Below are 12,719 nucleotides of genomic sequence, written 5' to 3'. Positions count from 1 at the left end.
TGGGCGCCCAGCGAACACCAGGCCGGCGCGGGCACGGTGACGACCGGGTCGGCGCAGACGCGGCGGAGACCGGGTTGGCGTGGAGGCGGGGGTGGGGCGGGCGAGGCCGAGGGGCGGGCATGGCGAAGGCCCCGCCGGGGGCGGGGCCTTCGCCTGCGCTCTGGGGGACGGGCCGGTCGGTGCCGGGCGGGGAGATCCCTCCCGCACCGCGGCCGGGTTCAGATGGTCGCCTCCGCCTCCGCGGGCCAGCTCATCCTGATCTGGACGCCCTTCGGTGTAGTGGCGATCTCCACGTCGTCGGCGAGCCCGGCGATGACGGCGAGCCCGAGTTCGGCGGTGCCCTCGCCCAGCCCGAAGTCCAGGTCGTCGGCGTCCGGGGGCGCCGGTGGACCGCCCGCCGCGTCGTCCCCGGGAACGGTGTCGCTCACGGTGACCTCGAAGCGGCGGCCGGCGCCGGTCAGCTCGAGCCGGACCGGCTCGTCCGGGCAGTGCAGGCGGTGCGCCTCCACGGTCCGCGAGCACGCCTCGCCGACCGCCAGCCTGACCTCGTCCAGCAGCGCCTCGGCGACGCCGCTGCGGCGGGCCACCGCGGTCACGATCAGGCGGGCGGTCCGGACATGGACGGGCAGCGCACTGAAGGACAGTTCAACGGTCGCCATCGTGGTGTCAGGCCGCCTACTTCGCGCCCTTGCGCTTCTCCTCGGCCTCGGCGATCGAGTCGTGGATGCCGAAGACCTTGGTCAGCCCCGTGATCCGGAAGATCTTGAGGATGCGCTCCTGGGTGCAGACCAGCTCCAGCGAGCCGTCGTGCGCGCGGACCCGCTTCAGCCCGCCGACCAGGACGCCGAGACCGGTGGAGTCCAGGAACTCGACCTTCTCCATGTCCACGAGCAGGTGGAACTTGCCCTTGTTGACCAGGTCGATGAGCTTCTCGCGAAGCTTCGGCGCCGTGTAGACGTCGATCTCGCCCTCCACGTTGATGACGGTGAGGCCATCGTCGGTGGTGTAGTCGTTCACCTTCAGGTCCACAAATCCTCCAGCGCCGTGCAGCACAATCCGATCCCGCGCTCCGGGCTCCGCGGCGGCGGCCCGGGCGGCGAGACTTCGCCGAGATTCAACCACGCTCCGGCGCGGCGCACGCACGTTATCGACCAGTCGGGCGAAAGTTCGCGCCGTCCCGTCTGACCTGCTGATCCACACATGAGGACCGGGGGGACGGGCCCACCGGCGCCGGGGCGTTCCCGTAGTTTTGCCCCGGCTGGCAAACTGAAAACCTGATGGCCGCCCAAAGATCTTCAACCCCTCTCGACCGGCTGCTCGCCGACCCGTCCCGGCGGGACCGCATCACCCATGTGGAGCGCGTTCCCGCACGTGAGGGCCGTCGTGCACCGTGGCCGTCGTGGTCGCCCCCGCTGCTGGTGGACCGGCTGGCCGCCGCCGGGATCGAGGCCCCGTGGGAGCACCAGGCGGCCGCCGCGGAGCACGCCCGCGCCGGCCGCTCTGTGATCATCGCCACAGGCACCGCGTCCGGAAAGTCCCTCGCCTACCTGCTGCCCGCCATCGAGGCGATCTATGCGGGCGAGGACGACCACCGCCGCGAGGGGACGGTCCTGTACCTGTCGCCGACCAAGGCGCTCGCCGCCGACCAGCTCCGCGCGCTGCGCGGCCTGCGCCTCACCCGCGTCCGCGCCGCGACCTACGACGGCGACACCCCCCGGGACGAGCGCGCCTGGGTCCGCCAGCACGCCAACTATGTGCTGACGAATCCGGACATGCTGCACCGGTCGATCCTGCCCGGGCACTCCCGCTGGTCGTCGTTCCTGCGCCGGCTCCGCTACGTCGTCGTGGACGAGGCGCACGGATACCGCGGCGTCTTCGGCTCGCACGTCGCGCACGTCCTGCGCCGGCTCCGCCGGATCTGCGCCCGCTACCACGCCGCGCCCACCTTCGTCCTGGCGTCCGCGACCACGTCCGAGCCGGCGTCGACCGCGTCCCGCCTCACCGGCGTGGACGTCGTCGCGGTCGATGACGACGCCTCGCCGCGCGGTCCCGCCACGTTCGCGCTCTGGGAACCGCCCCTCACCGACCTGCGCGGCGAGCAGGGCGCGCCCGTCCGCCGGACCGCCACCGCCGAGGCGGGCGATCTCCTCGCCGACCTCGTGGTCGAGGGCGTCCAGACCCTCGCGTTCGTCCGGTCCCGCCGCGGCGCAGAATCCGTCGCGCTCGGCGCCAAACGCGCCCTGCACGAGGTCGCCCCCGCGCTCGCCGAGCAGGTCGCCGCGTACCGCGCCGGGTACCTCCCCGAGGAGCGCCGCGCCCTCGAAGCCGCGCTCCGCTCCCGTTCCATTGTGGGCTTGGCCAGCACGAACGCCCTCGAACTCGGGGTGGACGTGTCGGGGCTCGACGCCGTCCTCGTCTGCGGCTGGCCCGGCACCCGCGCGTCCCTCTGGCAGCAGGCCGGGCGCGCCGGACGGTCCGGGCAGGCCGCACTGTCGGTCCTCGTGGCCCGCGACGACCCCCTCGACACCTTCCTCGTCCACCACCCCGAGGCGATCTTCGGGACGCCCGTCGAGGCCACCGTCCTGGACCCCGACAACCCGTACGTCCTCGAACCCCACCTGTGCGCTGCTGCGTCCGAGCTGCCCCTCACCGACGACGACGCCGCGCTCTTCGGGCCGTCCACCGCCGATCTGCTCCCCGACCTCGTCCGCCGCGGGTTCCTGCGGCGCCGCCCCGCCGGCTGGTTCTGGACGCGCCGCGACAAGGCGTGCGACCTCGCCGACATCCGCGGCGCCGGTGGCGCGCCCATCCAGGTCGTCGAGGCCGCCACCGGACGCCTCCTCGGCACTGTGGACGAGGCGTCCGCGCACACGACCGTCCACGACGGCGCCGTCTACATCCACCAGGGCGAGTCGTTCATCGTGCAGACCCTCGACCTGGACGACTCCGTCGCCCTCGTCGAGGCCGCCGACCCCGACTACTCCACCACCGCTCGCGACGTCACCGACATCACCATCGCCGAACGGCTCCGCTCGACCTCCTGGGGCGACGCGACGCTCTGCTACGGCACCGTCGACGTCACCAGCCAGGTCGTCGCCTACCAGATGCGCCGCGTCCAGACCGGCGAGATGCTCGGCGAGAAACCCCTCGACCTCCCGCCCCGCACCCTGCGGACCCGCGCCGTCTGGTGGACGCTCTCCGAATCGCAGGTCGACGCCCTCGGCGACCTCGACCTCGCGGGCGCCGCGCACGCCGCGGAGCACGCCTCGATCGGCCTGCTCCCCCTGTACGCCACGTGCGACCGGTGGGACATCGGCGGTGTTTCCACCGCCGTCCACCCCGACACCGGCCTGCTCACCGTCTTCGTCTACGACGGCCATGAGGGCGGCGCCGGCTTCGCCGAACGGGGCTACGGCGACGCGTCCGCCTGGCTGCGCGCCACCCGCGACGCGATCGCCTCCTGCGAATGCGAGTCCGGCTGCCCGTCCTGCATCCAGTCCCCCAAGTGCGGCAACGGCAACGAACCCCTGGACAAGCAGGGCGCCCTGACGCTCCTGGCCGTCCTTCTGGAAGCGGCTCCCTAGTTCGGGGCGACGCGCTGGGCGGGGACGGACGGCTGTTCGTCCAGGCCCCGGCGGGCCTGCTCCAGCGCCTGCTGCAGCTTGCGGCGCTCCAGCTCCAGGGTCTGCAGCGACTCCTCGTGCTCCTCGCGCAGATCCCGCAGCTCCCTGCGCATGTCCATGGTGCGCCGGAACCCCAGTGCGGCGATGCCGGCGCCCGCCATGAAGACGATGGCGACGACGGCGCCGGCCAGGAACAGGTGCCACTCCTGCGTGACGCCGGGCACCTCGTGCCCGAACGCGGTCACGTGCACCTCACCGGTGTTGTCCAGGATGACGGCCACACCCGCGACGATGGCGGCGAGCGTGACGACCAACCCCAACATGATCATGCGGAGGGTCTCCTCTCCCGTGCCGGGGAAACTGGCAAGGCAGCCTAGACCCCCCGACAAATCCCCCGCCACCCCACGAACCCGGGCCTCGTACGAGCACGCAGCACGGCACCCGGTCCACCACCCGAAAACGCAGCCGCGAGGGCTACGCGCAGCGTCGGCTACTTGCGGCGCGGCTACCTGCCGCCAGCTCCTTGCTGCCGGGCTACTTGCTGCCGGGCTACTTGCTGCCGGGCTGCTTGCGGCGGAGCTAGCTGCAGCGCGACTACCTGCAGCCGAGCTACTTACTGCCAGCTACTGCTGCGGTCCTACTTGCAGCGGGGCTACTTGCGGCGGCGGCCTCGGGTGGTGGCGGAGCGGCGCTTGGTCGCGGACTTGGCGGACGCCGGCTTGCCGATCTGGACGTCGACGCCGCCGCGGGGCTGGCCGACCGTCGCCGGTCGCCGGCCGGTGCGGCTCTTCGGCTTCGCCTTCTGCGCCGGGCCGATCACCATCGTGTCGCCGGCGCGGGCTCCCTTGCCGTCCGGCTTCACCGGCGCCGTCTTGGCGATGGCCTCCGCGCGCGCGATCTGCTCGCGTGCGGCCTTGACGCGCTTGCGCCCGGTCCCGCCGCGCGCGATCCGGGCCGCGGTGCCGAGGCTGCTCGCCCCCACTTGGGCGACCCGCAGGCGCCGCGTCCACATGCCGAGGTGGCCCGCGACGATCAGCAGGATCAGCGCGATCCCGACGCTCTTGCCCCACTGCAACCGGTCGGTCGAGGCGACGTTCACCGCCTTCGGCGCGTCCGTCGCGATCTTCGGCGCGGGGTAGGTGAAGCCCGGCGTCGCGCCGTCCGGCTGGACGGACGGCAGCGTGACCGGCGACTCGTTGTTGAACGGCGTCAGCGGGGTGGACGTGCTCGGCGCGGACGTGCCGGACGGCAGCGACGGCGCGCTGCCGGAGGGCAGGCTTCCGGTGCCGCTCCCCGCGACGGCGCTGGCCGTCGACGTGGACGAGTACAGCGATCCGCCGCCGCCGGTGGACCGCCTGGCCCGCACACCCACCGAGACCGTTCCGCTCGACTTCGTCAGCGACAGGCTGGCGCTGCACTCCGTACCGGAGCAGAGCGACGCCAACGACCCGGACTTGGAGCCGACCCCGGAACCCGACAGGGCGTAGCCGAGGAGGTCGTCCTCATAGCCGCGGTTCCACTTCACCACCATCTTGCCGCCCGACACCCTTGCGGACACACCGGTCGGCGCGGCGGGCGCGATCCGCACGGTGAAGACGTTGGTGTCGTAGACCTGCCCGGTGATCGAGCCCTTGAGGTACGCCTTGTACTTGCCGTTGCGGCGCAGCTCCAGCGGGGCCGACAGGTCGCCCGCCCAGCTGCTCTCCTTCAGGAACGTGTCGCCGATGCCGGGGCCGTCGACGCGCAGCTGCATCTTGAGCGCGAAGTCGTAGTGCGCCTTGACCGTCACACTCGTGCCGCTGGTGATGACCGCGCCGTTCGCCGGGCTGATCACGGCCGTCGTGGCCGCGCCCGCGGGCGCGGCACCGAGGACCGGGATGCTCATCGCAAGGGGCGCCGCGAGTGCGACTGCACCGATCCTGCGAATGATGGTCACGGCCTCAATCCCTTCGACAGCGTCCTGCATCTCCACCCGCCGAGAACGACGCTCGCGGGGCGCACTGTGCCGAGTGATGACTATGGGCTCAGGGCAGCGTAACGTACCGCACGGTAGGAAAAGTCACAGGAAGGTGACAGAGCGGTAGCAGGAACCGGCTCCACCTCAGCCACCTCCCTATTGACATTCAGTGCAACGAGTCGCACCGGCTCAGGTTACGCCGTCCCGCCCCGCGGGGCCAGCCCGGGCCCGCGACTCGATGCGGACGGCACCGTCCCCGACCGGCGCCCGCAGCGCGACCGTCACGGAGACCTCGACGATCTCGCCGCGCACCGCGCAGCGGGCCATCCGCGCACCGGACCGGCGCGCGATCTCCCGCGCCGCACCGCAGGCGGCGGCGGACCCGTCCGGCACGCGCGCCGCCCCCGCCAGCGCCGCGAGGTCCGCCGCGGCGTCACCCCGATGCCGGGCCGCCCGCACTCCACCGACCTCCATGGCCACCACGCCACCGACCCAGATGAGGGCCATGAAGGCCACCACCCAGAGCGTCCCCGCACCCCGATCGCTCCGCCACCACCGCCCTACACCCATCCACACCTCCTGATCTCCTCTCTCCGACCCACAGCGGCAGCGCCTTTCCGCAGTCCGCGTACCGCGTCGTCCGGCCAACGTTCACGTCTCGGCTTGTCAGCCGTTGTCCGCGGCTCCCGGTTCCGTCGCGGCAGCGACATGGGCGTGGATGGTCAGGGCCGGGAGCCGGGAGGCCGCCGGGGCTTCGACCTGGGCGGAGACGTCCACCTGCACGGTCGCGGCGTCGCGCTGCACCTTCACGGTGGCGCCGGACGGCACCGCCTTGACCACCAGCTCCCGCACGGCGGTGAGGGACTCTCCTCGCGCCGCCGCCCGCGCTCCGGTCCGCGCGGCGTCGGTACAGGTGAGCTGAGCCGACGCAACCGCAACGCCCCACAGCGCGATGGCGGTGACCAGCACCAGGCTGGGCAGCGCCAACGCGATCTCCGCCGTCACCATGCCCCGGTCGCCCCTCAGCCGGCCTGCTGGAGTGCCTTTTTGATGATCCCGGCGAGCATCGTGTGCACCTCCGGACTCTGGACGATCTTGAACAGCAGGGTCGCGAACGCCGCGGCGGCAATGGTGCCGACGGCGTATTCGGCGGTCGACATCCCGCGGTCCCCGGAAAAGGCGCGCCATCTCCGCACCACCATCTGTATCGCCCGCATGGGGCCTCCTCGTTCTCCTCGTGGACGCCCGATCGCGTCCGTTCCCAGGCTCCGGCGCACCGCGCCCGCCCACCAGGCGAACCGCATTCTGTGGATAACTCCGCCCGCGTCTCACCGACCGCGTCGACGGATGCCGCCGCCACTGCGGAGAAGCTCACCGACGACAGCGAGAGCGGTTGCAACTACTGGACGGGGCCAGTGGGATGACGGCCGCACAGCACAAGCCACCACCCGACCGGCCCGTCACCGCGAAGACCACGGGCACTTCGAGATCACCCAACCGACCGCCACGTTCACGTGCACACGCGGCACTGGCTCGACAGGGCCGGGGTCACCATGGCAGGAGGATGGTCGAGGCGATCCCGGCGATCGCGGGCACCACACCGAGCAGGACGAACGCGGGCAAGAAGCACAGCCCGAGCGGAGCGAGCGCACGGATGCCCGCGGCCCGTGCCCGTTCGGCCGCCGCTGTGCGGGCGACCCGCCGCTGGTCGCGGGCAAGCCGTCCAAGGGATGGGGCCAGGGCCGCGCCGCTGGAGACGGCGCGAACGGCCGTTCGGGCCAGCGGCGCCAGGCTCGGCTCCGCGGTGAGTGCGAGCCACGCCTCCACGGGGTCGGCGCCGAGGCGGATCTGGACGGCCACGCCCCGCAACTCGTCCCCGAGGGGACCGCCGACCGCGTCCGCGACCGCCTCGACCGCGTCATGCCATGGGGCGCCGCCGCGTAGGCACGCGGCCAGCAGGTCCACCGCGACCGGGAGATCCGCGATGAGGCGGGCCCGCCGCCGTCTTCGGTCGGCGCTCCCGAGCCGGCCGAAGGAGTACCAGACGGCCACGGCGACCGCGACGCCGATCACCGCGCCGACCGGCCAGCCGAACGTCACCCAGCACATCACACCGGCCGCCAGGGACGCCGCCCGCCGGAGCACCCTCTCCCGCCGCCCGGTCTCGGCCCCTCGCTTGCTGCCGCCAGCCGGTCCAGCGGCTTCCCTCTGCTGAGGTGACGCGCCCCCAGACTGCCCGTCGAGTGCGCGGGATTCCGTACCGCGGACGAGACGCGCGGCCCCAGCGGAACGCAGAGCATCCCGCTTCCCTTTCCGCGCGGCATGCCTCGGTGATGCTCTGGAGAACTGTTCATCCAACCTGCGTCCGGCGGCGTTCGCCCCCTTCGGCAAGAGAAAGGCCGCCACCGCCGCGCAGAGCACCGCCATCAACGCCACCATCATTCCTCCATGTCTCTTGAGGTCTTTCCGCTCGCCGTCACCGTCCCGGCGGTATGGCTCCTCCCACCCGCCCACACGCGCCGAGAAGCCGCGCCCCGTGTCAGCCCCAGGCACACCAGCAGGCCAGCCCGCCGAATTCCGTCCCGCGCCCGCACGAACCGCGGGCCCGCCTACCAATAAGCACCAGCCAGCGAGCCATCCCGCCGCTTTCCCGCCCCGCCAGCCAGGCCTCACAAGGCCGCACTCCCACAGCCGCGCCCTCGGACAACGCGCCGCGGCGAGACCATGGACCCGTCTCCGTCCAGCGACAGCCGACGAACCGACTCGCCGCTTTCCGCACCGCTCCAGGACGCAACCCGCAAACCCCCGCTCCGGCAGGTGCGACCAGAAGGCGGTGGCGCCGTGTCGGACCGGGCCCGCAAACCCGCGCTCTGACAGAGGCGGCCTGCCGGTACCGCGCCCGCGTCACAATGGGATGTGCCCGCCCGCCTTCCATCAGGCGATGGTGGACGGGACGACCCGCTGCTTCCCCACCAAGGCGAAACAGCCTCCACAAGCCTGCGTGCGCGCTGGGACGGAACCGCAGCCCGCGTTCAGACCGCCGTGGTCTTGGGACTGCACCGCAGTCGGCACGTGTCCGCAGGCTGGTCTCCTAACGGCCGCGGCCAGCGGGGCGGTCGACCGGATTCCGCGGCGCGTCGGGGACGGGACCCGCACGTCCAGGCTCCGGCGGGCGCGTGCGGCGGGGTGACCTCCTTTCCGCAGTTTGCTGGGGCGGGCTCCGCAGGCCCGTGTTCTCTCAGGTGCGGCCGACGGTGGCCTGTCGGATTCCGTAGTGCGCCGGGGTGGGGCCCGCAAGCTGTGAGGCTGAGGCCGGTGACGCGGCGGCTGAGTATCAGGCCGCATCGGACGAGCCCGTGGGCGCGTGCTCCGTCGCAGTTGATGGTGTGGCCTGCCGAACTCCGTGGTGCTGCGGACGGGCCGGTGGTGCGTGTTCCATCAGTGGCGGCTGCACTCTGCGCGCTGGGGTGGGCGGGTGTCGAGGGACTGTGTTTTGTTGTGGTCGAGGGTCAGGTTGGGGATTCGGCAGATTTGGCTAGGTGGCGGGTCCAGTAGAGGCCGGTGGCGTTGAGGGCTATGCCGGTGATCAGGCAGGCCAGCCCGGGGAGGGAGCCGCAGAGGAAGGTGAGGGGATGGGCGCCCAGGGCGGCGGCCATGCCGAGGCCGAGCAGCGGCAGCCCGGCGAGCAGGCGGGCGGTCGCGCGGGGGCCGGCCAGTTGTACTGCGACGTCCTGGCGTTGGGCCTCTTCGTCGCGGAGCGCGGCGGCCAGGCCGTCCAGGACGGTGGCGAGAGTGCCGCCGCGTTCGCTGCCGATACGCCAGCAGGCTGCGAGGAGGCGCAGGCCTTCGGCGCCGGGCTCGTCCGCCAGGTCGGCGAGGTGGGCGGGGAACGACGGGGGCGGCCGCTTCGGGTCGATGAGCTCGGCGGACACGTGCCGGTCGAGGACGGCGGCGGACAGCGCGAACGCCTCCTCCGGAGTTCGGCCTGCGGCCAGTTCGGCGGCCATCCCGTCGCAGAGTCCGATGATCGCGGTGCGGCGGCGGGCGGGGCGACCTCTGCGCTCCTTGATCGTGTCGACGCGGGCCTTGAGGGCGGGGAGCGGGCCGCCGGGCTCGGGTTCAGGGCCGAGGAGGCGGTCCAGCCGCCGGCCGGCGGGGGACGGTGCGAGCAGCAGCCAGGTGGTGGCGGCGCAGCAGAGGGCGGCGAGACTGATGGCATCGGTCATGGCGTCCACCGGTTGCGCAGCCGGGCCGCGAGGGCGGTGGCCCCTTCCGCGGCGATCATCTGACCCGTGGTGGTGAAGGTGACCGCGGGCAGGACGCCGACCAGCCCGTCGGCGGCGCGGCGCAGCAGGCAGACCTCGGCGACGCGGCGGCGCCCGCCGCCCGCTTCGCGGACGAGGTGGACGACGACGTCGAGCGCGGCGGCGAGCTGGCTGTGGACCGCCTCGCGTGACAGGCCCGCCGCGCAGGCCAGCGCCTCCAGACGAGCCGGGACGTCCGCGGCCGCGTTCGCGTGCAAGGTGCCGCAACCGCCTTCGTGGCCCGTGTTGAGCGCCTGGAGTAGAACCACGACCTCCGGGCCTCTGACCTCGCCTACGACCAGGCGGTCGGGGCGCATGCGCAGGGCTTGGCGGACGAGGTCGTTCAGCGTGACGCCGCCCGCGCCCTCCACGTTGGGCGGGCGGGCTTCGAGGCGGACGACGTGGGGGTGCGTCGGGCGGAGTTCGGCCGAGTCCTCGACGAGGAGGAGCCGTTCTCCTGGGTCGGCGAGCGAGAGGAGGCCGCTGAGGAGTGTGGTCTTGCCGGTTCCGGTTCCGCCGGTGATCAGGAAGGCGGCGCGGGTCTCGATGAGGGCGGAGAGCAGGGTGGCGCCCTCGGGCGGGACGGCCTCGGCCGCGACGAGTTCGTCGAGGGTGAAGGCGCGGCGGCGGGGAAGGCGGAGCGACAGGCAGGTGCCGTTCGCGGCGACCGGCGGGAGGATGGCGTGCAGCCGAACGCCGCCGGGGAGCCGCGCGTCGGCGTAGGGGGACGCGTCGTCGAGGCGGCGGCCCGCGGCGGCGGTGAGCCGCTGCGCCAGGCGGCGCACGGCGGCCTCGTCCGGGAACCGCAGGTCGGTGCGGACGAGACCGGAACCGGCGTCGACCCAGACCTCGCCGGGGCCGTTCACCAGGACGTCGGTGACCTCGGGCGACCTCAGCAGCGGTTCGAGAGGGCCCGCGCCCACGAACTCGGCGCGCAGTTCGTCGGCGAGCGCGAGGACCTCGCGGTCGCCGAGCAGCCTTCCTTCGGCCCGCAGCGCCGCGGCGACGCGTCCCGTGGTCGCCTCTCCACCCGCGTCCGCCAGCCTGTCGCGAACGGCCGACGACAGCCGCGTCATGCCGACTCCGAGGTGGTGAGTGACCTTCTGACCCCACCGCCACCGCCACCGCCACCGGCTTCGGCATCGGCACCTGCACTGGCACCGGTGATGGCTGCGACGGTGGCGACGGCAGCGACGACGGCAATAGCGGATCCGGTGGCGGCGGCGTTGGCGTTGACGGCGGCGGCCGCGGCGGTGCCGGTAGCGGTGGCGTTGTCGGCGGTGGCGGTGGTTGGAGTGGGCGTTGTGGGTGGGGGTGTGGGGGGTGGGTTTTTCATGCTGCTTCCTCGCGGTGGGCGTAGGGCTGGAGGGAGAGGTCCGCGAGGAGGCGGGAGCAGAATTCGGCGAGGGGGCCGCGGCGGCAGGCGCGGGCGAGGGCGCCTTCCTCGATCGCCGCGGGGAGGCGGCGGTCGCGCTCGAAGACGCCGGCGACGGGGAGGCCGAGGGCCTGGGTGACCGCGCCGGGCGTCAGGCCGCCGGGGGACGGGCCCTGCACGATCAGGCGGAGGTCGCCGGTCTCGCGGCGCAGGACGGCGGCGAGGCCGTCGGCGGCGACGGTGGCGCGGACCTCGGCGGGGACGAGCAGGAACGTGGCGTCGGCGGCGCGCAGCGCGGCGCGGCCGATGTCGCCGGGGAAGCGGGGCACGTCGGCGATCACCAGGTCGAAGCCGCGGACGGCGGCGTCGAACAGCGACACCACCGCCGCGTCGGCGATCGGCGCCGACTCTCCGCGCCGCCAGGACAGGACCGACAGGTCGCCTGTGCACGGGAGGGTCTCGCGGAGCGTGGCGGCGTTCAGCCGCCCGTGCCGTTCGGCGAGGTCGGGCCAGCGGGCGCCCTCGTGGCCTTCGAGGCCCAGCATGAGGTCGACGCCGCCGCCGAGCGGGTCGGCGTCGACGAGGAGGGTGCGCAGGCCGCTGCCCGCGGCGATGAGGCCGAGCGCGGCGGCCAGCACGCTGGCGCCCACGCCGCCGCGGGATCCGACGACGCAGAGGGTGGTGGCCCGGCCGCCGTCGGGTTCGCTCGCGGCGGCGAACGCGTCGATCAGCCATTGCTCGTGGTCGGGCAGGACGGCCACGTCCTGGGCGCCGATCCGGACGGCGGTCTGGTAGGCGTCGGGGGAGGCCGCGCCGGCGACCAGGACGACGCCGCCGCGGCGGGGCAGGCCGGCGGCCGCGACGTCCCCGGCGGCGTCCGCGCCGACCAGGACCAGGGCGGGCCACGCCCAGGCGGCGCGGGCCTCGTCGGGTCCGGACGCGACCTCGGCGTGCGCGTCGGCGGCCGCGGCGAGGCGGAGCAGGCCGTCGGCGACGGCGGGGTCGGCGGTGATGATCAGTGCCGCGATGTTCATCGGATCCTCCAGTGGCGTTCAGAGGACTCCAGCGTGCGGCGCCGCCCCGGGCGGACGAAAGCGTTCCGTGAATTGTGGATAACTCTCCGCGTCCCCGGGTCGGACCCGGGTGGAGGCGGAGGGGAAGAGCGCGGCGGGCGGACGGTGGCGTGGAGGATCCTGACGTGCCACCGTCCGCCCGCCGCAGGCTTGGGCGACCCCCGCCGGGGGGGAGAGCGGGGGTCGCCGAACGGTCCGGCTCCGGGGGGGTAGAGCCGGTCCGTTTTCCCAAGAAAGTCTCGGGGAGATCGGCTGAGCCGTTAGCAAGGCCGGTCTATAGGAGAGGCAAACTCGCTGTCTCCAGTCTAAGCAGATACAACTTATGCCGCGCGGCCGCCGCGAGTTCCGTCGAGCCGTAAACTCGCCCGGAGGGCGGTGTTTATCCTC

13 protein-coding genes are annotated in these 12,719 nt (G+C 73.3%); 1 reads left to right on the top strand and 12 read right to left on the bottom strand.

Features of this window, described 5'->3' with window-relative positions:
• Positions 1–218 precede the first annotated feature (218 nt).
• Together QP089_RS28555 and QP089_RS28550 are read right to left on the bottom strand one after the other, a co-directional pair.
• A complete protein-coding gene (locus QP089_RS28555) occupies positions 219–659 on the bottom strand; it encodes an ATP-binding protein (protein ID WP_285915562.1) in 441 nt (146 codons plus the stop codon).
• Between the two features lie 16 nt (positions 660–675).
• Positions 676–1,029 (bottom strand): STAS domain-containing protein, encoded by a 354-nt coding sequence (locus QP089_RS28550; RefSeq protein WP_021597910.1) that lies wholly within the window; start codon positions 1,027–1,029, stop codon positions 676–678.
• Positions 1,030–1,277: 248 nt separating this feature from the next.
• On the opposite strand from QP089_RS28550, the gene QP089_RS28545 reads away from it, so the two are divergent.
• Entirely contained in the window at positions 1,278–3,584 is a 2,307-nt protein-coding gene (locus QP089_RS28545; RefSeq protein ID WP_285915557.1) for a DNA 3'-5' helicase SftH, read from the top strand.
• Here QP089_RS28545 and QP089_RS28540 read toward each other — a convergent pair.
• From QP089_RS28540 to ssd, 10 genes are all read right to left on the bottom strand, one after another.
• On the bottom strand, positions 3,581–3,952 hold the full coding sequence (locus QP089_RS28540; RefSeq protein ID WP_285915556.1) for a hypothetical protein: 372 nt from the start codon (positions 3,950–3,952) through the stop codon (positions 3,581–3,583). The two genes, QP089_RS28545 and QP089_RS28540, sit on opposite strands and share 4 nt — an antisense overlap.
• Before the next feature lie 323 nt (positions 3,953–4,275).
• On the bottom strand, positions 4,276–5,508 hold the full coding sequence (locus QP089_RS28535) for a hypothetical protein (RefSeq protein ID WP_285915555.1): 1,233 nt from the start codon (positions 5,506–5,508) through the stop codon (positions 4,276–4,278).
• Between the two features lie 261 nt (positions 5,509–5,769).
• Positions 5,770–6,150: an Rv3654c family TadE-like protein gene (locus QP089_RS28530; protein ID WP_285915553.1), complete on the bottom strand. Its 381-nt coding sequence runs from the start codon at positions 6,148–6,150 to the stop codon at positions 5,770–5,772.
• A gap of 96 nt (positions 6,151–6,246) precedes the next feature.
• Positions 6,247–6,588 carry a TadE family type IV pilus minor pilin gene (locus QP089_RS28525; protein ID WP_285915551.1) on the bottom strand — a complete coding sequence of 114 codons (342 nt, stop codon included), beginning with the start codon at positions 6,586–6,588 and terminating at the stop codon, positions 6,247–6,249.
• A 14-nt stretch (positions 6,589–6,602) separates the two neighbouring features.
• On the bottom strand, positions 6,603–6,797 hold the full coding sequence (locus tag QP089_RS28520) for a DUF4244 domain-containing protein (protein WP_285915549.1): 195 nt from the start codon (positions 6,795–6,797) through the stop codon (positions 6,603–6,605).
• 331 nt (positions 6,798–7,128) lie between these two features.
• Positions 7,129–7,725, bottom strand: coding sequence for a type II secretion system F family protein (locus tag QP089_RS28515; protein WP_285915547.1), 597 nt, complete (start codon positions 7,723–7,725; stop codon positions 7,129–7,131).
• 1,364 nt (positions 7,726–9,089) lie between these two features.
• Positions 9,090–9,806: a type II secretion system F family protein gene (locus QP089_RS28510; RefSeq protein ID WP_285915545.1), complete on the bottom strand. Its 717-nt coding sequence runs from the start codon at positions 9,804–9,806 to the stop codon at positions 9,090–9,092.
• A complete protein-coding gene (locus tag QP089_RS28505; RefSeq protein WP_285915542.1) occupies positions 9,803–10,960 on the bottom strand; it encodes a TadA family conjugal transfer-associated ATPase in 1,158 nt (385 codons plus the stop codon). The genes QP089_RS28510 and QP089_RS28505 overlap by 4 nt, the downstream gene beginning before the upstream one ends.
• On the bottom strand, positions 10,957–11,220 hold the full coding sequence (locus QP089_RS28500; RefSeq protein WP_285915540.1) for a hypothetical protein: 264 nt from the start codon (positions 11,218–11,220) through the stop codon (positions 10,957–10,959). Before QP089_RS28500 ends, QP089_RS28505 begins: the two co-directional genes overlap by 4 nt.
• On the bottom strand, positions 11,217–12,293 hold the full coding sequence (ssd, locus tag QP089_RS28495; RefSeq protein ID WP_285915538.1) for a septum site-determining protein Ssd: 1,077 nt from the start codon (positions 12,291–12,293) through the stop codon (positions 11,217–11,219). Before ssd ends, QP089_RS28500 begins: the two co-directional genes overlap by 4 nt.
• Positions 12,294–12,719 lie beyond the last annotated feature (426 nt).

It is taken from the genome of Actinomadura opuntiae, assembly GCF_030283205.1.
In the GTDB taxonomy this organism is placed as follows: Bacteria; Actinomycetota; Actinomycetes; order Streptosporangiales; family Streptosporangiaceae; genus Spirillospora.
Note: the sequence above shows the minus strand (reverse complement) of the source record. Positions and strands in the feature narration are given on the sequence as shown.